At 33.8% G+C, this 24651-nt stretch carries 25 protein-coding genes and 1 tRNA gene; 4 read left to right on the forward strand and 22 right to left on the reverse strand.

Going from position 1 to position 24651, the window contains the following annotated elements:
* Positions 1–121: 121 nt before the first annotated feature.
* Positions 122–2560: a hybrid sensor histidine kinase/response regulator gene (locus J7574_RS00645; protein ID WP_290962876.1), complete on the forward strand. Its 2439-nt coding sequence runs from the start codon at positions 122–124 to the stop codon at positions 2558–2560.
* Positions 2561–2746: 186 nt separating this feature from the next.
* Here J7574_RS00645 and J7574_RS00650 read toward each other — a convergent pair whose 3' ends face one another.
* From J7574_RS00650 to pdxA, 12 genes are all read right to left on the reverse strand, one after another.
* Positions 2747–4096, reverse strand: coding sequence for a sigma-54 dependent transcriptional regulator (locus tag J7574_RS00650; protein WP_290962878.1), 1350 nt, complete (start codon positions 4094–4096; stop codon positions 2747–2749).
* 138 nt (positions 4097–4234) lie between these two features.
* Positions 4235–4531, reverse strand: coding sequence for a hypothetical protein (locus J7574_RS00655; protein ID WP_290962881.1), 297 nt, complete (start codon positions 4529–4531; stop codon positions 4235–4237).
* A gap of 15 nt (positions 4532–4546) precedes the next feature.
* The gene (locus J7574_RS00660; protein ID WP_290962883.1) at positions 4547–4840 is read right to left on the reverse strand and encodes a PepSY-like domain-containing protein; all 294 of its coding nucleotides are present in this window, start codon (positions 4838–4840) and stop codon (positions 4547–4549) included.
* Between the two features lie 18 nt (positions 4841–4858).
* A complete protein-coding gene (locus tag J7574_RS00665; protein ID WP_286965267.1) occupies positions 4859–5149 on the reverse strand; it encodes a hypothetical protein in 291 nt (96 codons plus the stop codon).
* Between the two features lie 28 nt (positions 5150–5177).
* The gene (locus tag J7574_RS00670) at positions 5178–5474 is read right to left on the reverse strand and encodes a hypothetical protein (protein WP_057115161.1); all 297 of its coding nucleotides are present in this window, start codon (positions 5472–5474) and stop codon (positions 5178–5180) included.
* 75 nt (positions 5475–5549) lie between these two features.
* A complete protein-coding gene (locus tag J7574_RS00675) occupies positions 5550–5846 on the reverse strand; it encodes a hypothetical protein (RefSeq protein WP_290962888.1) in 297 nt (98 codons plus the stop codon).
* 343 nt (positions 5847–6189) lie between these two features.
* A complete protein-coding gene (gene accC, locus J7574_RS00680) occupies positions 6190–7536 on the reverse strand; it encodes an acetyl-CoA carboxylase biotin carboxylase subunit (RefSeq protein WP_290962890.1) in 1347 nt (448 codons plus the stop codon).
* 106 nt (positions 7537–7642) lie between these two features.
* Positions 7643–8128 carry an acetyl-CoA carboxylase biotin carboxyl carrier protein gene (accB, locus tag J7574_RS00685; protein ID WP_263524645.1) on the reverse strand — a complete coding sequence of 162 codons (486 nt, stop codon included), beginning with the start codon at positions 8126–8128 and terminating at the stop codon, positions 7643–7645.
* 23 nt (positions 8129–8151) lie between these two features.
* Positions 8152–9150: a beta-ketoacyl-ACP synthase III gene (locus tag J7574_RS00690; protein WP_290962893.1), complete on the reverse strand. Its 999-nt coding sequence runs from the start codon at positions 9148–9150 to the stop codon at positions 8152–8154.
* A gap of 175 nt (positions 9151–9325) precedes the next feature.
* Positions 9326–9520, reverse strand: coding sequence for a 50S ribosomal protein L32 (rpmF, locus tag J7574_RS00695; RefSeq protein ID WP_008465217.1), 195 nt, complete (start codon positions 9518–9520; stop codon positions 9326–9328).
* 9 nt (positions 9521–9529) lie between these two features.
* Positions 9530–10072, reverse strand: a complete 543-nt coding sequence (locus J7574_RS00700) for a DUF177 domain-containing protein (protein ID WP_290962908.1) — start codon at positions 10070–10072, stop codon at positions 9530–9532.
* A gap of 105 nt (positions 10073–10177) precedes the next feature.
* Positions 10178–11227 carry a 4-hydroxythreonine-4-phosphate dehydrogenase PdxA gene (gene pdxA, locus J7574_RS00705; RefSeq protein ID WP_290962910.1) on the reverse strand — a complete coding sequence of 350 codons (1050 nt, stop codon included), beginning with the start codon at positions 11225–11227 and terminating at the stop codon, positions 10178–10180.
* Positions 11228–11284: 57 nt separating this feature from the next.
* On the opposite strand from pdxA, the gene J7574_RS00710 reads away from it, so the two are divergent.
* A complete protein-coding gene (locus tag J7574_RS00710; protein ID WP_290962911.1) occupies positions 11285–11875 on the forward strand; it encodes a riboflavin synthase in 591 nt (196 codons plus the stop codon).
* Between the two features lie 33 nt (positions 11876–11908).
* Here J7574_RS00710 and J7574_RS00715 read toward each other — a convergent pair whose 3' ends face one another.
* A complete protein-coding gene (locus J7574_RS00715) occupies positions 11909–12181 on the reverse strand; it encodes a hypothetical protein (protein WP_290962913.1) in 273 nt (90 codons plus the stop codon).
* A 448-nt stretch (positions 12182–12629) separates the two neighbouring features.
* On the opposite strand from J7574_RS00715, the gene J7574_RS00720 reads away from it, so the two are divergent.
* Positions 12630–13616: a DNA cytosine methyltransferase gene (locus J7574_RS00720; RefSeq protein ID WP_290962915.1), complete on the forward strand. Its 987-nt coding sequence runs from the start codon at positions 12630–12632 to the stop codon at positions 13614–13616.
* On the opposite strand, the gene J7574_RS00725 is transcribed toward J7574_RS00720, so the two are convergent.
* The 5 genes from J7574_RS00725 to J7574_RS00745 all read right to left on the reverse strand — a co-directional run bounded on the left by J7574_RS00725 (position 13613) and on the right by J7574_RS00745 (position 18022).
* Complete coding sequence (locus J7574_RS00725) at positions 13613–14032, reverse strand: very short patch repair endonuclease (protein WP_290962917.1); 420 nt, start codon at positions 14030–14032, stop codon at positions 13613–13615. The two genes, J7574_RS00720 and J7574_RS00725, sit on opposite strands and share 4 nt — an antisense overlap.
* Before the next feature lie 159 nt (positions 14033–14191).
* Positions 14192–14265, reverse strand: a tRNA-Ile gene (locus J7574_RS00730).
* 146 nt (positions 14266–14411) lie between these two features.
* Positions 14412–14816, reverse strand: coding sequence for a methylmalonyl-CoA epimerase (mce, locus tag J7574_RS00735; protein WP_290962919.1), 405 nt, complete (start codon positions 14814–14816; stop codon positions 14412–14414).
* A 10-nt stretch (positions 14817–14826) separates the two neighbouring features.
* Positions 14827–17187, reverse strand: a complete 2361-nt coding sequence (locus J7574_RS00740) for a hypothetical protein (protein ID WP_290962921.1) — start codon at positions 17185–17187, stop codon at positions 14827–14829.
* Complete coding sequence (locus tag J7574_RS00745; RefSeq protein ID WP_290962923.1) at positions 17147–18022, reverse strand: hypothetical protein; 876 nt, start codon at positions 18020–18022, stop codon at positions 17147–17149. The genes J7574_RS00740 and J7574_RS00745 overlap by 41 nt, the downstream gene beginning before the upstream one ends.
* Positions 18023–18322: 300 nt before the next feature.
* On the opposite strand from J7574_RS00745, the gene J7574_RS00750 reads away from it, so the two are divergent.
* Positions 18323–20011, forward strand: coding sequence for an Ig-like domain-containing protein (locus tag J7574_RS00750; RefSeq protein ID WP_290962925.1), 1689 nt, complete (start codon positions 18323–18325; stop codon positions 20009–20011).
* Here the strand turns inward: J7574_RS00750 and J7574_RS00755 are convergent.
* The 4 genes from J7574_RS00755 to J7574_RS00770 form a co-directional block, all read right to left on the reverse strand.
* Positions 20008–20775, reverse strand: a complete 768-nt coding sequence (locus J7574_RS00755; RefSeq protein ID WP_290962927.1) for a nitrilase family protein — start codon at positions 20773–20775, stop codon at positions 20008–20010. The two genes, J7574_RS00750 and J7574_RS00755, sit on opposite strands and share 4 nt — an antisense overlap.
* Positions 20776–20811: 36 nt before the next feature.
* On the reverse strand, positions 20812–21588 hold the full coding sequence (locus tag J7574_RS00760) for a DeoR/GlpR family DNA-binding transcription regulator (protein WP_290962929.1): 777 nt from the start codon (positions 21586–21588) through the stop codon (positions 20812–20814).
* Positions 21589–21800: 212 nt separating this feature from the next.
* Positions 21801–22547 (reverse strand): succinate dehydrogenase/fumarate reductase iron-sulfur subunit, encoded by a 747-nt coding sequence (locus J7574_RS00765; RefSeq protein ID WP_290962931.1) that lies wholly within the window; start codon positions 22545–22547, stop codon positions 21801–21803.
* A 96-nt stretch (positions 22548–22643) separates the two neighbouring features.
* Complete coding sequence (locus J7574_RS00770; protein ID WP_290962933.1) at positions 22644–24644, reverse strand: fumarate reductase/succinate dehydrogenase flavoprotein subunit; 2001 nt, start codon at positions 24642–24644, stop codon at positions 22644–22646.
* Between the last annotated feature and the right edge of the window lie 7 nt (positions 24645–24651).

A 24651-nucleotide genomic window follows, 5' to 3' on the forward strand; every position in this document is an offset into this window, starting at 1 on the left:
ACATTTGAATTATGTAAGACATTGAAGGTTTTGCTATTCCGAAAACAGATTTTTTTAGATAAATTGCAATGTTTTAATCCCGAGGCTTCGGAACCAAATTCCCTCAATCTATTAGCAAAATATGGAGACCAAAAGAAGTTACACCGCAATCAAAGTTTTATTCAGTTACGTTGCATTACTGGCTTTGGTTGTTACAGTTGGATGGTTTCTTTACTCTGAAAATGTAGTTTACAACAAGCTTGAAGACAAAATTGCTTTGGAAAAAACTAAAATAATCAGAGTTAGCAGATTGTATTCTAATGTTTACAAAACCGAAAGTTTAGCAAGACAAACGATTCAGAACAACTCTGAAAAAGATTTTAAAAATTATCTGATCGAAACCGATTCGCTTCGCAAACGTATTGATACTTTAAAGCAGATTGTTACTACCGACTATCAAAAAACACTTTTAGATAGTGTGACTTATTTTTTGTCTGAAAAGACAAAAAACATCAAGCAGTTAAGAGAAATCAAAAATAAAGCAGACGACGAGACTTCTGTAAATAATGCGATTGACGAAATCACGAAAATGGAGTTTAATTTAAGAAAACTCGAGCTTCAGGATTTCACCAAAAATCCAAATCAGTTAGGAAGTTACCAAAGAAGTGTTTTACAGCGATATGTAGATTACCTGAATTCGAATATTCCTGATGACAGCACTAATACTTTGAGCAAAAAAGCTTCAGATTCTATTTTGGCCAATTCTAAAAAACTTTTAAGTTCTGTAAAAATAAAAGCGGAAAAAAAGAAAGAATCTTTGAATTTTGAAGAAAACAAACTGCTTCAAAATGAAATTGCAATTTCAGATCAGCTTAGAAAAATACTTCGAATTATCGAGCGTGAAATCATCATCAATTCGATAAAAAACAATTCATTAAAAGAAAAATCATTAAAAAGAGTCAACGAGATTGTAACCGCTTCTGCGGTGATCGGTTTATTGCTGACAGTTTTTTTCTCTATTCTAATTGTTAGCGATTATTCTAAATCTCAGTTGTATAAAAAACAGTTAGAAATTGCTAATTTCAAAACCAAGAATCTGCTGAAAAGCCGTGAGCAATTAATTTCGACTGTTAGCCATGATTTGAAAACACCTTTGAGTACAATTGTTGGTTATTCTGAACTTTTAGGAAATTCAGATGTCAATACCAAACAGTCGTATTTTATTAAAAATATTAAAAATTCATCTGAATACATTACACAACTCGTTCAGGATTTATTGGATTTTTCGCAAATCGAAGCAGGAAAAATTTCGATAGAAAAAGTTCCGTTTTCATTACCAGAAATTATTGAAGATGTTGCCCGAAACATTCAAACGGTTTACAAGCAGAAAGATATTGATCTAATTATTAATTTCGATGAGCAATTTCAGAAACGTATTGTTGGCGATCCATTTCGTTTAAAACAAATCCTGACTAACATTATCGGTAATGCTTATAAGTTTACCGAAAAAGGACATATTCGAATTGCTGCTTACGCGAATGACGATCAGTCTTTCACGATTTCTATTCAAGATACCGGAATCGGAATTGAAAAAGCGAATCAGAAATTGGTTTTTGAAGAATTTGCGCAGGCCAATGAAAACATCGAAAAGAAATATGGCGGTACAGGTTTGGGCTTGTCTATCTGCCAGAAGATTATTTCTATTTTGGGCGGAAGTTTAAGTTTAGAAAGTATTTTTGGAAAAGGAAGCACATTCACTATTCAATTGCCTTTATTATTTGATAATAGCCAAAATGCTCCTGTTATAGAACTTAAACCAAAAACCGCAAAAAACACCAAAAAACAAACTTTTATTGTGGTGGATGATGACATTAATCTTCTGAATCTTACAAGTGGTGTTTTAAAACAAGAACAACATCAGGTTTTTTCGTTTACTAATCCGGCTAAAGCTTTAGAAACGATTCAGATCACACCTTTTGATTTTGTCATTACTGATATTCAAATGCCAGAAATTGATGGGTTTCTGTTTTTAGAAAAACTTCGCGAGCTTCCAGATCGCGTTTTCAAAAACCAGCCTGTAATTGCTTTAACGGGTCGCACCGATTTAGATCTTTCGGTTTATAAAAATGCTGGTTTTACCACTGTTATCAAGAAACCTTATTCTCCAAAGATTCTTTTAGAAACTATTCAGCATATTTTGGATCATGAAGAAGTTCCTGCAACCGAATCTGTCGAGAATTCAAACAAAAATGATTCTCAAATCTATTCGTTAGAAACCTTGAAAGATTTTCTTGGTCAGGACGAATCGGCTTTGAAAGAAGTTTTGAAGTCTTTTATAGAAACGACAATAGAAAATTTAGGTTTTTTGAAAGTAGCAGTTCAAGAGAAAAATCATGATGAAATAAAATCTATTGCGCATCGTATTGCTCCGATGTTCAAACAAATTCAAGCAAATAAAATCGGAGAACTTTTAAAGGATTTAGAAAAAGAAGACTTAAATACCATAGATATAAAAGCTATTTATGCAGATTTAAACGAAAAAATTCAAGTTCTTTTTGACGAATTGAAACAAGAGATTTAAAGAACACTTTTCATAAACCATTTAAAAACATTACCAATGGTTTTAACCATTGGACGCAATGATCTTCTATACGTTTCCCAAGGTTGAAACCTTGGGTTATGTTTGAAGAAGATTGAACATCTATATTCCTATAAATATTTCATCCGCTGGGACTAATAAAAAAAGCAGCTCTTTTGAGCTGCTTTTTTATTCGATATTATATTGTTTCAATTTATTGTAAAGTGTTTTTCTGGTAATCTTCAGCAATTTTGCGGCTTCAGATTTATTGTTCTGCGTTTTTGATAAGGCACTAATAATAGTTTCTTTTTCATTTTCAGACAATGAGAAAACTTCATTTGCTGTCGTTTGATTTTGAATCTGGAAAAATTCTGCCGGCAAGACTTCACTTTCTATAAAATCACCGCGAGTTAAAAGAGTCGCACGTTTTACACAGTTTTGCAATTCTCTTAAATTTCCTGGCCAATTGTAATTCTGAAAAATAGTAACCACTTCTGGAGAAAATCCTATAACATCTTTATGCAATTGCTGATTGGCTTTTTCTAAGAAATAATCGGCAAAAACCATTAAATCTTCTCCTCGATCTTTTAAAGATGGTGACTGAATCGAAAACTCGTTGATTCTATGGTATAAATCTTCTCTAAAATCGCCGTTTTTTACTGCCTCGCGTAAATCTTCGTTCGTAGCTGTAATAATGCGTATATCGACGTTTATTTCTTTATTGCTTCCTACAGGCTTAATTTTTCTTTCTTGAAGTGCTCTCAGTAACTGAATTTGATTTTCGTATGAAAGATTTCCAATTTCATCCAAAAATAAGGTTCCGCCATTTGCCGCTTCAAAATATCCTTTTTTATCGCTGATTGCTCCAGTAAAAGATCCTTTTAAATGTCCGAAAAATTCACTCGCTGCCAGTTCTTTTGGAATTGCCCCACAATCTACTGCAATAAAATTATTGTCTTTTCTTCTGCTTTGCTGATGAATGCTTTTTGCGATGATTTCTTTTCCTGTTCCACTTTCACCAATAATCAAAACCGACATATCAGTTGGACTTACCAGCTGAATGTGATCTAAAAGTTTTTTGGATGCAACAGAAATTCCTCGAACAAATTCACTTTCTCCTGAAGATATCTGCTTTTTAGCTGTTTTCTTTTCTTTTACAGGAATTTCTTCTTCCTCTTTTGGGGCTTGTAATGCATTAGTAATTACAAGCAGCACTTCGTCAGGATTAAAAGGTTTTGAAATATAATCTGCTGCTCCATTTTTTATGGCTTTAACAGCAGTGTTTACATCAGAATAGCCTGTCATCAAAATAACAGGAATGTGCGGGTGAGAATTTTTAAATTCAGACATTAGTCCAATACCGTCAGAATCAGGCAAACGAAGGTCTGTCAAAATCAAATCAAACGATTCGTTTTTAACTGCTTCGCGCGCTTCTGTCGCAGAAAAAGTAGTTGTTACTTCAAACGCTTTTTTGATTAGAAATTTTTCTAATAATTTACAGAACGCAATATCATCTTCTATCAGTAATATCTTCGGCATTTGCTTTTAGGGACTTTTTTGCTAAAATAATATTATTAAACTTGTTATTTCATAAATTTATGTAAAATATGTAAAAAAAAAGAGATTGCACGACGCAATCTCTTTTTCACCAAAAACATAAATCTAAATTCACCTAATTTATATCTTCAACCAGTTACCATTGACATCTGAATAAACAGTAGCCTTCTGGTCTCCAACTGATATTTCGAGTTTGTACTCTTTTTTATCGTTTACAAATGCTTTTTCCAGTTTTGCTCCTGGATAAGCAGTCTGCAAGGCTGTTTTTACAGCTGCAGGAACAGCATCTGCTGTAACTTCTGTATATTCTGATTGAATAGCTACAGTTGCTTTAGCATTTTGCGAAACAGGCAAAACATTGGCATGCATTGACATGGTTCCGAAAACTACTATTGCTGATAAGATTAGCTTTTTCATGATGCTGATTTTAAATTATTTTTTAATGATGTTTCCAGAAGCATCTGTAAAAATAGTATACTTCTTGTCTCCGCTTGAAATTTCAAGTTTGTACTCATTTTTCTCGTTTTTATAAGCTTTCTCAAGCTTAGTGTTCGGGAAAGATTTTTCAATTGTAGACTTTACAGCTGCCGGAACGGCGTCTGCAGATACTTCAGTAAATTCACTTTGAACAAGTACTGATTGAGAAATCGAAACTGCTGGAAGAACTGCAGCATTTACTGAAAGACTTCCTAAAACAATTGCTGCTGATAAGATTAATTTTTTCATAATATTTAGTGGTTTAAATTATTTTTTAAGAATGTTACCAGAAGCATCTGTATAAACGATCGACTTTTCGCCTCGAACGGTTATCTCAATTTTGTACTCCTTTTTATCATTAACCCATGCTTTTTCAAGCACTACACCAGGATAAGCTTCATCTAAGCCTTTTTTTACGGCTGCCGGAACTCCATCTACTTCTTTATATCCATCCTGGTCATTTACTGTCTGCACCATTTGATTGGTTGCAACAGGGGTTTCTGCGTTCATCGACAAACTGCCTAAAACAATTGCTGCCGATAAGATTAACTTTTTCATAGTAATAGCTTTTTAGGGTTAGACTTAATTATTTTTTAATCCAAGTTCCATCTGCGTTAGCAAAAAGATTTCCTGTTTTATCTCCAACAGTTACTTCAAGCTTGTATTCAGATTTTGTGTTTTTAAATGCTTTAGTAAGCACAGCATCTGGATAAGCTTTTTTAAGAGCATCTGTTACTGCTGTTGGAAGTTCTTCCAATTTAATTTCTGTATAATCATCTTGGATAGAAATTGTTTTTACGATTGTATTTGAAATTGGCGAAGTTGAAGCAAATGATGTTAAACCTCCCAAAACGATTGCGGCTGATAAAAATAAATTTTTCATGATAGTTGTTTTTTAATATAGTTAATTTGATCTTAGTATTCTTGATCTGGATTTTCACAAAATCTCATGTTTAGATTATTGTTTGATCCAAGTTCCGTCTGCATTAGCAAATAAGTTTCCAACTTTGTCGCCTACAGTTACGTCAAGTTTATACTGTGCTTTTTCATTTTTGTATGCTTTAGTAATTACTGCTTCTGGATATGCTTTTTTCAAAGCTTCTGTAACAGCAGCTGGTACTTCTTCTAATTTGATTTCTGTATACTCGTCTTCGATAGAAATCACTTTTACATTTGTATTAGTAATTGGTGAAGTTGAAGCGAATGAAGTTAAACTTCCTAAAACAATTGCGGCTGATAAAAATAATTTTTTCATAACGTATATATTTAAATTAATAGTTGTTTACGCTTTAAGTAATGAAATTATTATGCCGTAAAAGAAAAGAGCTGTGCCAAAGATCATAAAAACCTGTATTTAAAGGTTTTACATCAAATATAATAAAAAAAGAGACAACTTAGAAGGTGTGTAAAAGAGAAAAAAGGTGTGTAATAAGTAAACACTTTTAGTGTTACCTTGAAGATAAATTCCAAATTTTTTGAAATTCCAAATTCCAAGTTTAAAGTTTCATGTTCCAAGTTTGGAATTTGGAGTTTGGAATTTGGAGTTTGGGATCTGAAGGTTATAAAAAAAAGGCCGTCAATATTTGACGGCCTTTGAATTATTCTGGACTATTCATTTTAAATGTATCCATAAATGCAGTTGTATAATCTCCTGCAATATATTTTGGATCATCCATTAATTGTCTGTGGAAAGGTATTGTAGTTTTCACACCTTCGATTACGAATTCATCCAAAGCTCTGCGCATTTTGCTGATAGCTTCTTCACGAGATTGCGCTGTTGTAATTAACTTAGCAATCATAGAATCGTAGTTTGGCGGAATGCTATATCCTGAATATACGTGAGTATCTAAACGAACTCCGTGTCCTCCTGGCATATGAAGCGTAGTAATTTTTCCTGGTGAAGGACGAAAATCGTTGTAAGGATCTTCAGCATTAATACGAACCTCGATAGCATGTAATTGTGGAAGGTAGTTTTTACCCGAAATTGGAATTCCGGCAGCAACCATAATTTGCTCACGAATCAAATCATAATCTATAACTTGTTCTGTGATTGGGTGCTCTACTTGAATACGAGTATTCATTTCCATGAAGTAGAAATTTCTGTGTTTATCAACCAAGAATTCTACAGTTCCAGCTCCTTCATATTTAATGAATTCAGCAGCTTTTACAGCAGCTTCTCCCATTCTTGTACGAAGTTCGTCTGTCATGAAAGGTGAAGGGGTTTCTTCAGTAAGTTTTTGGTGACGACGTTGAACAGAACAATCTCTTTCAGAAAGGTGACATGCTTTTCCGTAAGAATCTCCAACAACTTGGATTTCGATATGACGTGGCTCTTCAATAAGTTTCTCCATGTACATTCCGTCATTTCCAAACGCTGCAGCAGCTTCTTGACGCGCACTTTCCCAAGCTTTTAAAAGCTCTTCTTCTTTCCAGATTGCACGCATCCCTTTTCCACCACCACCAGCAGTAGCTTTCATCATAACTGGGTAACCAATTTCAGCAGCTACTTTTTGTGCATGTTCGTAAGATTCTAATAATCCATCTGAACCTGGTACACAAGGTACTCCTGCCGCTTTCATTGTAGCTTTTGCAGAAGCTTTATCTCCCATACGGTCGATCATTTCTGGAGCAGCACCAATAAATTTAATTCCGTGCTCTTGACAGATTTTTGAGAATTTAGCATTCTCAGAAAGAAATCCATAACCTGGATGTATTGCATCTGCATTTGTAATTTCTGCAGCTGCAATAATATTTGACATTTTCAAATACGATAAGTTACTCGGAGGAGGGCCAATACAAACCGCTTCGTCAGCAAATTTAACATGTAAACTTTCTGCATCGGCTGTAGAGTAAACTGCAACAGTTTTGATTCCCATTTCCTTACATGTACGAATTACACGTAGTGCAATTTCTCCTCTATTCGCAATTAATATTTTTTTAAACATCTTATTTTAATTAGATAATTAGACAATTTGATAATTAGATAATTTTAGATGTCTGATATTAATTCTGCAGATCATCTAAAATCTAAAATCTAAAATCTAAATTTATTTATGATGGATCTACTAAGAATAAAGGTTGGTCAAATTCTACTGGAGACATATCGTCAACTAGAATTTTTACAATTTTACCAGAAACTTCAGATTCGATTTCGTTGAATAATTTCATTGCTTCAATTACGCAAAGAACATCACCTTTAGATACAGTGCTTCCTACTTCAGTGAAAACTGGTTTGTCTGGAGATGGTTTTCTATAGAATGTTCCAATGATTGGAGATTTTATAGTAATATATTTAGAATCGTTAGCAGCTGGTGCTTCTGGAGTTACACTTACAACTGTTGGAGCTGTAACTTGTGGAACTGCTGCTTGAGGTAAAGCTGCCTGAGTTGGCAATTGCTGTACATAAGTTGCTTCAGTTACATTTGTTTCTAAAGTTGTTCTGATCGTGATTTTTACATCATCCATTTCTAACTTCACTTCTGCAACGCCCGAATTTGCAACAAATTTGATTAGGTTTTGAATTTCTTTTAAATCCATAATGATTCGTTTTTAGTTTTAATTTATTTCTTATCGTAAGCCCATTTTAAATAGATAGATCCCCAAGTGAACCCTCCACCAAAAGCGGCAAAGATAATGTTATCTCCCTTTTTAAGCTTATTTTCAAAATCAGATAATACTAATGGTAAAGTTCCAGAAGTAGTATTTCCGTATCTTTCGATGTTTACTAGAACTTTAGAATCGTCTAATTCTAATCTTCCTGCGGTAGCATCAATAATACGTTTGTTAGCTTGGTGTGGTACCAACCAGTCAACGTCTTGATTTGTCAAATTATTTCTTTGTAAAATCAATTCGCTGGCATCTGCCATATTAGTTACAGCATATTTGAAAACAGTTTTACCGTCTTGCATAATATTGTGCTGTCTATTTTTTACAGTGTCTTCTGAAGGCGGAATCAAAGAACCACCAGCAGGGATTTTAAGGAAGTCGCGTCCTACACCGTCACTTCTTAAATATTCGTCCTGTAAACCTAAGCCTTCATAATTTGGTTCAAAAAGAACTGCACCAGCTCCATCGCCAAAAATAATACAAGTTGCTCTGTCTGTATAATCTACAATTGATGACATTTTATCGGCACCAATTAAAAGTACTTTTTTATAACGTCCTGACTGAACATATGCAGCAGCAGTTGACATTCCGTATAAGAAACTTGAACATGCAGCCTGCAAATCGTATGAAAATGCATTTGTCGCACCAATTTCTGTTGCAACATAAACACCTGTAGAAGCTACCATCATATCTGGTGTTGCAGTTGCCATGATAATCATATCAATCTCAAGCGGATCAATATTTGCTTTTGCAATTAAATCCTTTGCTGCTTGTATAGCTAGATACGATGTACCTTTATCAGCATCTTTAAGAATTCTTCTTTCTTTAATTCCTGTTCGAGCGGTAATCCACTCATCATTGGTATCAACCATTGTTTCTAGTACTTGGTTCGAAAGAACGAAGTCAGGAACATAAGCTCCAACAGCGGTAATTGCGGCTGTGATTGTATTCATTATATTCTATTATTTTCCTTTCAAATTAACAATAATTTGAAAAATTTTTAAAAGACCCGAAAATTACAAAAAAAAACGTAACGAATTTGTCTATATTTTCCTAAAAAACGAAAATTATAACCAACAAAAAAAACTCTCACTATGTGAGAGTTCTAGTATAATTTACAAAAACGTATTAAGCAACCGCTTCAGATTTATCGATAACAACTTGCCCTCTGTAGTACATTTTACCTTCATGCCAGTAAGCTCTGTGGTATAAATGTGCCTCACCTGTAATAGGACATGTAGCGATTTGAGCTACAGTAGCTTTGTAATGTGTTCTTCTCTTATCTCTTCTTGTTTTCGAGGTTTTTCTCTTAGGATGTGCCATTTTACTATATTATTTATCCGTTAATAGTTTCTTTAATTTTTCCCAACGCGGGTCAATATCTTCTTCTTTGTTACTCTCTTCCTTTTGTTCTTTTACACTCAGCTCATTCAACTTTGTTAAAGCTTCTGTCTGAAGACTTCCATCTTTAACCCCTGGATGAATTCTTTTTTGAGGTACAGAAAGCGCGATCATTTCATAAACATATTGCGCTATATCTATCTCATGTTCACCATGCGGCAAAATCAACAATTCTTCATTATCATCGTTAAATTCTTCTCCAAAGCGAACTATCAACTTCATTTTCCCTTTTATAGGTAAATCAAAATCTTCGCCTGTTAGATCACAAGGCACATTTACCGTCCCCTTGTGTTTGAATTCTAATTCTAACATATTACTCTTCTTTTCGAAAAGCAAATTGACTTTAATATCCGAACTTTGAAACTCATCGTACTCAAAATTCTTAAAGAACTCGTTATTTATCTGATACTCAAAATGGTGTTTTCCTAGTTTTAATCCTACGAAAGGAATTAAAAATTCTTTTGTTTTGCTCATTTCAACATCAATTTGAACAATTCAGTTCTCAAACTAGATATCTGAATTGGGGTGCAAAGATATAAAATTATTACAAATCTAATAATCTTATTCACCTTTTTTTGTTTATAACTGTTTTTCTTTTATTTTAAGAGGTTTTTGGCTAATCTCCTCATACTGATTACGCGAGCGAAAAATATCGATCGCAAGATAAACTGCTTCTTTAAATGAATTGTAATCTGCCATGTCTTTTCCAGCAATATCATAGGCTGTACCATGATCTGGAGAAGTTCTAACTTTATTTAAACCTGCTGTATAATTAACTCCTTTTCCGAAAGATAGCGTCTTAAACGGAATTAGCCCTTGATCGTGATACATTGCTACAATCGCATCATATTTTTCATATTGGCCACTTCCAAAAAAGCCATCTCCGGGAAACGGGCCAAAAACCATTGTTCCAGAATCAAATATTTTTTTCAAAACAGGTTTTAAAATCAAATCATCTTCTTTCCCGATAACACCGCCGTCTCCACAATGAGGATTTATACCTAAAACTGCAATTTTTGGTTTTACTATACTAAAATCCTGAACTAAAGATTTCCTGATAGTTTCAATTTTTTTTGTAATTAATTCTTCTGTTAAATGAGACGCAACTTCATTCAAGGGAACGTGATCAGTAATTAATCCCACTCTTAAATTATCCTGAACCATCATCATAAGCGCATTGCCTTCTAACTCCCGATCTAAATAATCTGTATGCCCCGGAAATTTAAAATCCTCTGACTGTATATTGTATTTATTAATAGGCGCTGTTACTAGAACATCAATCTCGCCATCTTTTAATGCTTTTGTTGCTGCTGTAAAAGATTTTATGGCATACTCTCCTATTTTTGGATCATTTACTCCAAAATTTATATCAACTCCTTCTTTCCAAAGATTTAAAACATTCACTTTTCCAGGTATAACCTGCTCCAATTTATCAACTCCATGAAATTGAATTGTCGATGTAAAGCTTTTTCTAACGAATGAAAGAATTTTAGCATTTGCAAAAATAACCGGCGTACACAATTCCAACATACGAGAATCCTCGAATGTCTTTAGTATAACTTCGCTTCCAATACCGTTTAAATCTCCTACCGAAATTCCAACAATTATATTTTCTGCTTTTTTATTCATGAGCTCAGTTTATTTATTACTAATTTTGATGTGCAAATTTAGTAAAATAAAACCACAATGTTCACAGGAATTATAGAAACACTTGGCAGGATTCACGAAATTCAAAAAGACCAAAACAATCTTCACATAACAGTTGACTCATCCATAACACACGAATTAAAAATAGACCAGAGCGTTTCCCATAATGGAATATGCCTTACGGTTGTTGCAATTAAAGATTCTCTTTACACCGTAACTGCAATCGATGAAACCATTCTAAAAACCAATATTGGTGAATGGAAGGTTGACGATATCGTAAATCTGGAAAGAGGAATGAAACTTGGAGACCGCTTAGACGGCCATATCGTACAAGGCCATGTAGATCAAACCGGAACCTGCATCAAGATTGAAGAAGCAAACGGAAGCTGGAATTATACTTTTGAGTACGATAAAAACCAAAACAACATCACAATTGAAAAAGGCTCAATTACCGTAAACGGAGTGAGCCTCACGGTTGTAAATTCTAAAGAAAACGAATTTAGCGTATCAATTATCCCATACACTTATGAGCACACTAACTTTAAAGATTTCAAAGTTGGCACAAAAACCAACCTTGAATTTGATGTAGTTGGAAAATATATCTCTAGACTTTATTCTATAAACAAATAGCTATTTTCCTTTTTCCATAAAAAAAGCTTCAATTTAAATTGAAGCTTTTTTTATTTGATTTTTATATATTACGGCAATCCCTAAAGCTAAGCCACTGATTACCAAAAAAACAATGTTTTGATTTATTGGAAAACCTGCCTCAGGGTTACAGCTAGGAAGGCTTGGATCCTCACAATCAGCAGCAGTCGTTGTATTGGCATTTTGCGCTGTTGGACTTGGCGGATGCGAAGAAGTTTCCGCAGATACTACTAAAACATTTAACAAAAATAAGGCAATTACTAAAAATGGGGCTTTTAGATTTTTCATAAATTCAAGCTATTGCAAACTGCAATTCTAGATAATTATTGACAACTATTTATTGATAGAAATTTCGCATAAAGAAATTTCTACCTCCAAAATCTTGGACAAAAGTATAAGTTTTTTGCAGAAAACCAACTTTTAAACCCAAAAAGACTAAACAAATTTTAACATTTTTTTTCAAGATTCTTCTAATCCTTTTCACAAAACGCTCTGGAGTACAAAATCATTCTTTTTACTATTATCCATAAAACTCGCAAGCTTATAGGAATTTCCTGATTTACCAAAACCAATTTAATTTACCAAAACCAATTTATCATTCTTGGTGATCAAATTTTCATATCACAATTTACAAAAAAAGAAGTTTAAATTCCAATCTAATTGCATAAACAAGAATATTATCAAATTAATATATTTGCAACTCAAACTCAAGTCTATCTCAATCGCAATCAAGCAAATGAAAAACCAATATACAGTCGGAAGTTTATACGCAGGTGTCGGCGGTATTTGCTTGGGGTTTGAAAATGCAGGTTTTAAATTAGAATGGGCAAATGAATTTGACAAAAAAGCCTGCGTTACCTACAGAAACAATTTTGAGCATACTCTAATTGAAGGAGACGTAATGCAAATTGATGTAAAAACATTAAACAAAATCGACATCCTTACCGCTGGATTTCCTTGCCAGCCTTTTTCTCTTGCGGGACATAGAAAAGGCTTTAAAGACAGTAGAGGAAATCATTTTTTTAAAATATTAGATTTTATTGACGAAATGAGACCGAAAGTAGTATTTCTTGAAAATGTCAAAAACCTAAAAGGACATGAAAAAGGAAATACCATGAAAGTAATTCAGCGTGAAATCAAGAAGCGCAATTATACTTTTGACAGCGCCATATTAAACACTAAAGACTTCGGAAACATTCCGCACAATCGAGAACGGATTTTTATGATTGCTTTTGACAAAGACTTTGTAAAAAAAGGCTTCAAGTTCATTTTTCCCAAAAAAGAAGAACTAACCAGAAAGGTTACTGATTTGATTACAAAAGAAAAAGTCGATAAAAAATTCTACTACACTGAAGACAAATACATGTATAACATTCTCAAAGAAGCGGTTGTAAGAGAAGACAGAATTTATCAGTTCCGAAGACAATATGTGCGTGAAAACAAAAAGGAAGTTTGCCCTACTTTAACCGCCAATATGGGAACTGGCGGCCATAATGTTCCAATTATTACAACCGAATTTGGTTTTAGAAAATTAACCCCAAGAGAATGTTTTCGTTTTCAAGGTTTTCCCGACCATTACAAATTGCCTAAAATTTCAAATTCCAGTCTTTACAAGCAAGTAGGAAACTCCGTAAGCATGCCCGTTATAGAAAGACTTGCTTCAGAAATATTAAAATGTATGGAGAAAGCAGAAACTAGACTGCTAAAAGCCGAAAAAGTTTAAATGCTCAAAAGCATTATTGTTCCTTCAATTTTAGCGAGGCAAACCTCTAGATTCTTTTCAATTTCTTTACTCCAGAATCGCATAACAGTCCAATTTTCAGAAACAAGGAAAGCGTTTACTTCTTCGTCACGCTGTATATTTCTTTCAATTTTGGGAATCCAATATTCTCGATTCGTTTTAATTCTGAGTTGCTCAGTTTCCCAATCTTTTCCATGAAAAAACTCGCTATCCACAAAAATGGCAATTTTATATTTGGCAAAAGTAAGATCAGGTCTTCCAAATATCTTTTTATTATTTTTTCGATATCTGTGACCTAACTTCCATAAGGCTTTTGCAAGCCTTACTTCCCCTTTCGTAGCAGTACTTTTTATCGCCTGCATAGTTTTCCTCCTTTGTTCTGGAGTCAATCTATCCATCTGAAGATTAAATTTGTTTCGGATGGATAAAGTTAAGGCATTTTATAAAATAGAAGTTTAATTATAGCGATGCAAAAATTTCAATTTTCACATTTTTAAAAGTATCAAAAAACAAAAAAGCCTTTACATTTCTGCAAAGGCTTTGTGTTTCTAAAAGAGTGGTCCCACCTGGGCTCGAACCAGGGACCACCTGATTATGAGTCAGGTGCTCTAACCAGCTGAGCTATAGGACCGGTTTAGAGGATGCAATATTACTACTATTTTTCATTCACTCCAAATATTTTAAGACATCATTTCAATTTAATTGTAAAACTTTCTTCGAATCTCAAAAACGAAATTGATTTTCAACATCTTATTTAAAAATTAAAATGACATTTTTTTATTTAATTTCTTGACAAAGCTCGACCAAAACACCATTTGTGTTCTTTGGATGCAGAAAAACAACCAATTTATTATCGGCTCCTTTCTTCGGAACTTCGTTAATCAAGACAAAACCTTCATTTTTTAGACGAATAATTTCAGCTTCAATATCATCAACGTCAAAAGCGATGTGGTGAATTCCTTCTCCTTTTTTCTCCAAGAATTTAGCAATCGGACTTTCAGGATTTGTTGCCACCAAAAGTTCAATTTTATTATTTCCGGTCTGAAAGAAAGAAGTCAGAACGCCTTCGCTTTCTACCGCTTCCATTTTATATGAAGGGACACCAAGCATTTTTTCGAACAAAACATTGGCATCGTCCATATTTTTTACTGCAATCCCGATATGTTCTATTTTGTTTACCATCTTTTTTAATTTATTGGTTTAGGTATGTTCTAAAGTATCCGCATTCTGCAATTACATCCTGATAATATTTCGTATCCGAATAGTCTTTTCTTAAAGCCTTGAATGAGTTCCAAGCAATAAAATTAACTTTATCATCTTGAATTTCCCAATAACTATTTATCGCGCTATATTTCTTATTATAGTACTCATTTCTTTCACATTTCGAAATCAGGTACAAACATTTCGCTTTCTGCTCTTTGTTTGAAGCCGCTTCAAAAGCTTTTTGATAATACATTTTAGAAACCGAATTATTCGTTATCATTTCTTTCATCGAGTCTCTAAATGAATACGGACCTGATCCGTAACCAACAATACTCATTTCGTAAAAAGTCCTTCCATTTCCAAAATGAGAAATATTGTAAAACGCATTTCCTAATAAAAGACTGTTTGTATAAACATCTTCTTTTTGTGCCAGTTTATCCTGCATTTCCTTAATTGTATTTAGAAAATCCAGCTGCGTATATTTTCTCTTTTGATAAGCCACATGATCGCAATCATGACAATCTTTAATGCTTCCATTAAATGGATTTCCTAAAAACTTAACATATTGAACCGAATCTGATTTCTTCATAAATTCAATAGCTTCTGGAATTTTGTTTTTGAAAGTTGCCTGAATAGCTTGAAAATTATTAATATCCTTCAGTTTTAAACTATAAATTCCAGCACCAATTTTCTCGATTTCATTTTTATTAGGTTTCTCCAAAAAGCTTTTAATCCCTAATAAATTCTTTTCGTTATCATAAAATGCATTTCCATCATTCCAATAGCTATAACGAGATTCGCCGTAGATCTCTGCCATAACCAAATTGCCACTTTCTTTATATAAATTCGACAAATAACTTCTGCTCCATGAAGAAGCATTCTGATAGCGGAATTCCTGTCCCTTGTAATTTTTAGGCAGTTCATAATACAACCAATTCAAATCGGCTAGAATTGTTTTTTCATTTTTATCTGTCAGTTTATCAATCTTGCTTAGGTTGTTTACAAAACGCAATAAACGAAGCTGCATTCCCGCCAATTCTGTTTTCGGAAGTGTTTTTTCTGCCTTATTGTAATTCTTATCTGCATTGGCATAATCTCCTTTTAGCGTTTGAAGATATCCAAGTGCAATATCCCATAAATACGGTTTTTCGGTATTTCCTGCCGCAGAAATTTTAGCAATTAAATCAACGGCGCTATTGTCAACTTTTGCTTTGTTTCCTGTCTTGTTCTCGGCAATAGTTTGCGGTTTCGCTGGCTGGCTATAATCTGTACTTTCTTGTTTAAATGAATTATTAATAGACTGCTCAAGTTTGTTTACCAATCTTGTGCCTAAATAATTTAAGTGTTCGCTTTTTGGATCTAATTCGTAGATTTTTTCAATCGCCTGCTTTTCATCTTTGTAATAGCCGTGAACTGCCCAAAGCGCCACTTTTTCTTTATTACTTTTTGCCATAGCCAAAGCCTTATTCCAATCTGATTCATTTTTTGGATGGAAACTATAAGCCGTTACTACGCGCAGTTCTGGACATTTATCAAAAACCTGAGCGTACAAATAGTTTGAAGTAGCATATTTTTTCTGCTTATAATTAATTCCGGCAACATAAGCCAAAGCACGGTAATACAAAGTGTTTTTGGCAACCGAACTTTCTGTTTTATTAAAAAAGTCAATTGCTTTTTGTTTGTCGTTACTATAAAAACGAGCTTTCATCGTGAGGAACCAATATCTATTTTTCAAAAACGGATCTGACAAAGTATTGTAGACATTTTCTATTGACTGAATCATTTTGGCGTCATTAAACGTTTTTGCCACGACTGGATCGTAGCTCCAATAATCTTCACCAATAGAAACGGTTTCTATTTTCTGAGCTAAATACAAAAATTCGACAAAGTTTTTAATCTTATCATCTTTCAGATTAAGCTTTTTGCCCCATTTTTGAGTGCTTTTATTTTCTTTTTTTGTTTTATAATAAACATGCAAATCTTCAATTTCCTCTTTGTTTTTGATTGCATTTTTTTTATCCGAATAATATCTAGGCTTTTCATCGCCAATCAAAAAATAATTAACCGTTGTGGTATCGGCTTTTCCTTTCAGATAATCTGCCCAATCTGATTTTATATTTTTATTAAAACGAGAATTATGTTGAGTATCAAAACCAATTCCGTAGAAAATTCCACCCGACAAAAACAAAGGCGAATACGATTTGTCGGCAAAAGTTTCTGGAGTAAAATTAGAATTATAACCTCCAAAATCATCCCAATCTCCGTCTGCGCAGGCGTATATAATTCCGAATGCAGAAAGCAAAACGGCACTAGAAGCAAGAAATAATCTGCTTAAAAGTATTTTTCTCATAATTGTTTAAATTGAATTCGTCTAAATCGTAAAATATAATTTCGTTTGGCTTTTCGACAAGATTATCTTGCAAATCTTCTGCCATTTCTTTCAAATCTTCTGGTTTTATTTCCTCTATTTTCAAAAGATCATTTTCTTCATAAAAAACACCATTTTTATAATTGGACTTTTTTACCTTGAAAAAAATCGGATTCGTTTTTTCAAAATTGGAATCCTTTTCCAGTGCTTTACTATTTATTTTTGATCGAAGTCCGATTACTTTATTGTTTCTAATATGAACTCCCCAAGAATAAATTGGAAAAGCAAAATCAAGATGAAGCGGATATCTTTTTAAACTTTTAAGATATTTTGCCGCGACTTTCTGATCGTAAATAGAATTGAGCGAATCGGGAGCAATAGATCCCATATTATAATACATTAAAACTCCAGAATCGACATTTGGAATTTTTGTTTTTTTGAAATATTTCACCTGATGTAATCGAATCGTTGCTGAAAGTTTTTTCTTCGAAAGTTTTTTAAAAACCTCTATAAATTTCAGATAATTCTCTTTACTCTTTAATGTCCAATCACAATCAATTTGGATTTCCTGACAGGCAATTTTGTTTTTAGAATTGATTTGTTCTATAAAATCAAAAGTTTTTTGAGCCAGATCATGTACATCAAGATTAGGTTGCAGCATGACTTTATTTTGAATAAAAACCACTGGAACAATTGTATATTCTTTTGGATTTTCTTCAAATCGAACAGGACTTATAGGAATTGGAAAATTGGATTCAGGATGAAGTCCAATGTCAAAATATCGTACATACAATTTTTGAACATTGTTTTGAATCAATGCTTCTTTTTCTATTTCTGAAAATTTAAAAATTGTTTTCCAGTAATAAAAAGAGATTATAGGTTTTTCGCTTTTAGCGCATGACAACATTAAAAAGAGAAATAAAACTGGAAAAAATCGCTTGAACAAAACTTAGGAAATTACATTTTAGCTCAAAAGTAAGAAATTATGCCGTTTTAAAACATTTTAGACAAGAAAATTTGAGAATTCTTAAAAACTTCAAATCCTAATAAATGGATAAAAAATTTCAATTAAAGCAAATATAATCGTTATTTTGTGCAATCAAATTGAAAAACCGTTATGTTGAAAAACACTTTAAAATATATTGCATTTATAATTTTAATATCAATGATAAGCTGTGCCAAAAGAGGCAGCATTACCGGCGGTTTAAAAGATACATTACCTCCCGTTCTAATATCTAGCTTTCCTAAAAATTTCACAACCGATTTTAAAGGAAACACGATTACTTTAAATTTTGACGAATATGTCAAACTTAAAAACACCAACAAACAGCTGATTATTTCTCCGCCTTTAAAAAATGAGCCTTTAATCTCGCCTACGAATGTGAGCAAATTTATAAAGATTGAAATTCGAGACACTTTGCTGCCAAACACAACTTATAGTTTAAATTTCGGCCAAGCAATTCAGGATAATAACGAAGGAAATCCTTTAAACCAGTTTAAATATGTTTTCTCAACAGGACCTCAAATTGATTCACTTAAATTGAACGGAAGAATCAGAGACGCTTATGGAAAATATGTTGATAATTTTGTTTCTGTAATGTTATATGAAGTAAATGATAAATTTAAAGATTCTACCATTTACAAAGAGTTTCCTCGCTACATTACAAATACTTTGGATAGCATGCGAACTTTTCAGTTTGAAAATCTAAAAGAAGGAAAATATCTTTTGATTGCCCTTAAAGACAAAGGATCAAACAATAAATTTAATCCGAAGGATGATAAAATTGGCTTTTTAAAAAATTACATCACCATTCCGACAGATACTGTTTATGAGTTAGAGTTATTTAAAGAAATATTGCCTTTAAAAACTTTCAAACCAATTCAAGCTTCTGGAAACCGTTTGTATCTTCCTTACGAAGGAAAACAAAACTTCAAGAATTCAAAACCAAAAATTGTTCTTAAAAACGGCAATGAGGTTCTAGAAACTATTGTAACACAATTTCCTAAAAAAGACTCGCTTCAGGTTTGGTACAAACCAATAAAAGCCGATTCATTAGCTATGGAAGTTGAAAAAGGAGATTACAAAAAAAAGTATTCTTTCAAGATTAAAGCCTTGAAAAAAGACACTCTAAATATTAAAGCGGTACAAAACAGCCAGATTAATTTTAGAGAACGTTTTACCTTAGAAAGCGAGACACCATTGGTAAAATTTGATAAATCTAAAATCAGATTGGTTAACAAAGATTCTGTGGCTGTTCCGTATACAACAGAATACGACGAGTTTGATCAGAAATTGTATATTGATTTCAAAAAAGAGCCTTTAGACAAGTATAGTTTTACTTTCTTCCCAGGCGCTTTGACCGATTTTTACGAAAAGTCAAACGACACCTTATCATACAAACTCAGCACTAAAGAATACGCAGATTACGGAAATATTATATTGAATTTGAAAAATGTAAAGCGTTTTCCTATCATTGTTGAATTGACCAACAAAAAAGGAGATGTTGTTTTGGCCGAAGGATATTCTGAGGGCGCAACCACATTAGAATTTAATTTACTGCAACCTGATGTCTTTACGGTGCGCATTATTTATGATGACAATAAAAACAAACAATACGATACCGGTAGTTTCTTAGAAAAAAGATATTCTGAAGAAGTGTTTTACAATCAGGAAGAATTTGATGTCCGTGCCAATTGGGATCGGATCGAAACAATCGATTTAAGTATTCCGTTTAATCCAGAAGTCGAGAAAAAACAAGACGATAAAAAGAAAAAAGAGGCAGAAAAGAAACGGAAAGCTTTTTAAAGTTTAATTTCAAACTGATCTCTATCGCTTAAAAAGTCTAATTTTTTACGCGTTTCATACATGGTGTTTTTGTCTAGTTCTACGACAAAGACACCATTTTTTTCTTGTGGCTCCAAAATATAATTGCCCAAAAAGTCTAATGCCTGCGAATGCCCAACATGTTCATAATCGTGAGCATCGTAACCAATTCTATTCACTCCAACTACATAAGAAAGATTTTCTATAGCGCGAGCTTTTAGCAAAGCATCCCAAGCATTAGTACGAACTTTTGGCCAATTGGCCACATACAAAATGAGATCGTAATTTTCTACATTTCGCGCAAAAACTGGAAATCTCAAATCATAACAAATTTGAAGACATATTTTCCAATCTAGGTAATCTATAATCACTTTTTGGTTTCCGCTTGTGTAAACCTTGTTTTCTCCAGCCAGAGAAAACGAATGTCGCTTATTGTAATATTGCATTTCGCCTGATGGAAAAACAAAAAACATTCGGTTAAAGTATTTTCCGTTTTCTGTAATGACAACACTTCCTGTTATGGCTGCTTTTTTCTGCTTTGCTTTCAACTTCATCCACTCGATTGTTTCTCCTTGCATTGTTTCGGCAACTTCAGAAGCATTCATTGTAAATCCCGTCGAAAACATTTCTGGAAGCACAATTAGATTTACTTCCGACTGAATTTCATCGATTTTAGAATCGAAGTTTTCTCGGTTTTTATTGGCATCTTGCCAAAACAAATCGGTTTGAATTAAAGCAATTTTCATTTTTACAATAATATGAAAGTCAACGAAAGTTTAAAACTATATTATTACAAGACTTGGAACAGCACTTTTATACGGCTGCAATTTTTCATGATTTGGATCTTCTTCTGTAATTACATAATTAACATCAGACAAACTCGCAATTTTCATTTTAAGAACAGTATTTAGTTTTTCTGTAATAGTCAAAACCGCTGTTTTTCTAGAAGCCTGAATCATTGCTTTTTTCACCTGAACCGTTTCCCAATCAGAATCTGAATAACCTCCGTCTACATCTAAAGCATTTGTTCCTAAAACCAAAAGATCTGCTTTTATATTGGCCAATTGATGAAAAGCTTCCCCACTCACACACATTTGACTGTAAGACGAAATGCTTCCGCCAATCATAATGGTTTTAATATTGGGTTTATCTAAAAGCTGTACCGCAGTTAAAGCTGTAATTGTAAAAACAGTCAGATTAAGATCGTTTGGAATTAATCGTATGAACTCACGAATAGTTGTTCCCCCGTCTACAATCAAGACCATTCCGTCATGAAGAAGTCCAACGGCTTTTTGCGCAATAATCTGCTTGGCTTCTACTGCATAAGTTTGGTTCGATGAAGAATAGTGATATCCTTTGGTCATGGCTCCTCCTTTCACTTTAATTAAAAGCGAATCGGCATCAAGTTCATTAATATCACGGCGAACAGTATCTTCGGAAACACCAAGTTTAGCCGAAAGAGTTTCAAAACTTACACGCGTGTGCAGGTTGATCTCTTTTAGAATATGATTTTTTCGTTCTTCTTTACTGTAATTTAAAACTTCATTTTCAGTGCTCATGCCAATTATTTTTTTCTACTTACAAAAGTATGAATTTAAATATAGCCTGCGAAGCCCTCTGATCTTAAAAAAAACACATTATAAACTCAAAATATACTCGTTTAAGAAAAGAATTAAGCCAAAACAGCAAAATGCTCACACAGCGCAAAAACAACAAAAAAAACGCATTCAAATTAATGAATGCGTTTTTTCAAATATACTAAATTGTATTCTTATCCTTTTAAGCTTGCTGCTAAATACTCACGGTTCATACGTGCGATATTTTCAAGCGAAATTCCTTTTGGACATTCAATTTCGCAAGCTCCTGTATTAGTACAGTTTCCGAAACCTTCTAAATCCATTTGGTGAACCATGTGCAATACACGGTCTGTTGCTTCAACTTTACCTTGTGGCAATAATGCATATTGAGAAACTTTTGCAGAAACAAACAACATTGCTGAAGAGTTTTTACAAGTTGCCACACAAGCTCCACAACCAATACAAGCAGCAGCATCAAATGATTTGTCTGCATCGTCTTTTGGAACTGGAATAGTATTCGCGTCGATTGTATTTCCTGAAGTATTTACCGAGATAAATCCTCCTGCGTGTTGAATTCTGTCAAAAGAACTTCTGTCAACAACTAAATCTTTAATTACTGGGAAAGCTTTTGCTCTAAATGGCTCGATAAAAATCGTATCACCATCTTTAAACATACGCATGTGCAACTGACAAGTTGTAACACCTCTGTCTGGTCCGTGCGCTTCACCGTTGATGAATAATGAACACATTCCGCAGATTCCTTCACGGCAATCGTGATCAAATGCTACAGGCTCTTCTCCTTTGTTGATTAGTTCTTCGTTAAGAACATCAAGCATTTCAAGGAAAGACATGTCTGGTTCGATTCCATCGATAGGATATTCTACAATCCCTCCTTTATCTTGTGCGTTTTTTTGACGCCATATTTTTAATGTAAGTTTCATAACCTTTTTCGTTTGAAAGTCATAAAGTCGAAAGTCGAAAGTCGCTTGGCACATTTTGCCTTTTGACTTTAAGACTTTGGGCTTTCGACCAAATTCTTATTTATAACTTCTTTGAACTAATTTAATGTTTTCGTAATTCAGAGGTTCTTTGTGTAATACTGCATCACTTGGTTTTCCTTTGTATTCCCAAGCTGCAACGTATGCAAAGTTTTCATCGTCACGAAGCGCTTCTCCTTCTTCTGTTTGGTATTCCTCACGGAAGTGACCTCCACAAGATTCATTACGGTGTAAAGCATCTTTCGCAAACAATTCTCCTAATTCTAAGAAATCGGCAACACGAGTTGCTTTTTCTAATTCCTGATTAAATTCGTTAGCGCTTCCAGGAACTTTTACGTCTCTATAAAACTCTTCGCGTAAAGCAGCAATTTCTTCAATCGCTTCAGTTAAACCTTTAGCATTACGAGCCATTCCTACTTTATTCCACATAATCTTTCCTAATTTTTTGTGGAAGTAATCTACAGAATGTTTACCGTTGTTATTGATAAATTTCTCGATTTGATCTTTTACCGCTTTCTCAGCTTCAACGAATTCAGGTAAATCTGTAGAAATTGGTCCCATTTTAATATCTGGAGCTAAATAATCTCCTATAGTGTATGGCAATACGAAATATCCATCAGCTAAACCTTGCATTAAAGCAGAAGCTCCAAGTCTGTTTGCTCCGTGGTCAGAGAAGTTAGATTCTCCGATTGAGAAACATCCTGGAATTGTTGTCATTAAGTTATAATCAACCCAAGTTCCACCCATTGTGTAGTGAACCGCTGGATAAATCATCATTGGTGTTGTATAAGGATCCTCATCGACGATTTTGTAATACATTTGGAATAAGTTTCCGTATTTACTTTTCACGATTGCAGCTCCTAATTTAGTTACCAAAGCAGCATCTTTATCGTCTAAACCTTTTACATAAGCATCTTCAGTTCCATAACGTTTGATTGCTGCTGCGAAATCCAAGTAAACTGCTTCTCCCGTTTTGTTAACTCCAAAACCAGCATCACATCTTTCTTTAGCTGCACGAGACGCAACGTCACGAGGTACTAAGTTACCAAAAGCAGGATATCTTCTTTCTAAGAAATAATCTCTTTCGTCTTCAGATAAATCAGTTGCTTTTTTCTTTCCTTCACGAATTGCCTGAGCATCTTCTAATTTTTTTGGCACCCAAATACGACCGTCATTACGTAAAGATTCAGACATCAAAGTCAACTTAGACTGGTGATCTCCAGAAACTGGAATACATGTTGGGTGAATTTGTGTGTAGCAAGGATTTGCAAAAAACGCTCCTTTTTTATGAATTTTCCAAGCTGCTGTTGCGTTACTTCCCATAGCATTTGTAGAAAGGAAAAATACGTTTCCGTATCCTCCAGATCCAATTACTACCGCGTGAGCAGAATGTCTTTCAATTTCTCCTGTAATTAAGTTACGGGCGATAATACCTCTCGCTTTTCCGTTCACGATTACTAAATCAAGCATTTCGTGACGGTTGTACATTTTAATTTTTCCACGACCAATCTGACGGTTCATTGCAGAATAAGCTCCTAACAATAATTGCTGCCCAGTTTGTCCTTGTGCATAAAATGTACGAGAAACCAAAGTTCCTCCAAAAGAACGGTTATCTAATAATCCGCCGTATTCACGAGCCAATGGCACTCCTTGAGCCACACATTGGTCAATAATATTACCTGAAACTTCAGCCAAACGGTAAACGTTTGCCTCACGTGCACGGTAGTCACCACCTTTTACAGTATCGTAAAACAATCTGTAAATAGAGTCACCGTCACCTTTATAGTTTTTTGCTGCATTGATACCTCCTTGTGCCGCAATAGAGTGCGCACGACGTGGAGAATCTTGGAAGCAAAATGCTTTTACGTTATATCCTAACTCAGCAAGAGTAGCCGCAGCCGAACCTCCAGCCAAACCTGTACCAACAACAATAATATCTAAGTTACGTTTGTTAGCTGGGTTTACTAAATTAATATGATCTTTATAATTTGTCCATTTGTCCGCAATAGGACCATTTGGAATTTTTGAATCTAATGCCATTATAATT

The organism is Flavobacterium sp. (assembly GCF_017744675.1).
Lineage (GTDB): Bacteria > Bacteroidota > Bacteroidia > Flavobacteriales > Flavobacteriaceae > Flavobacterium.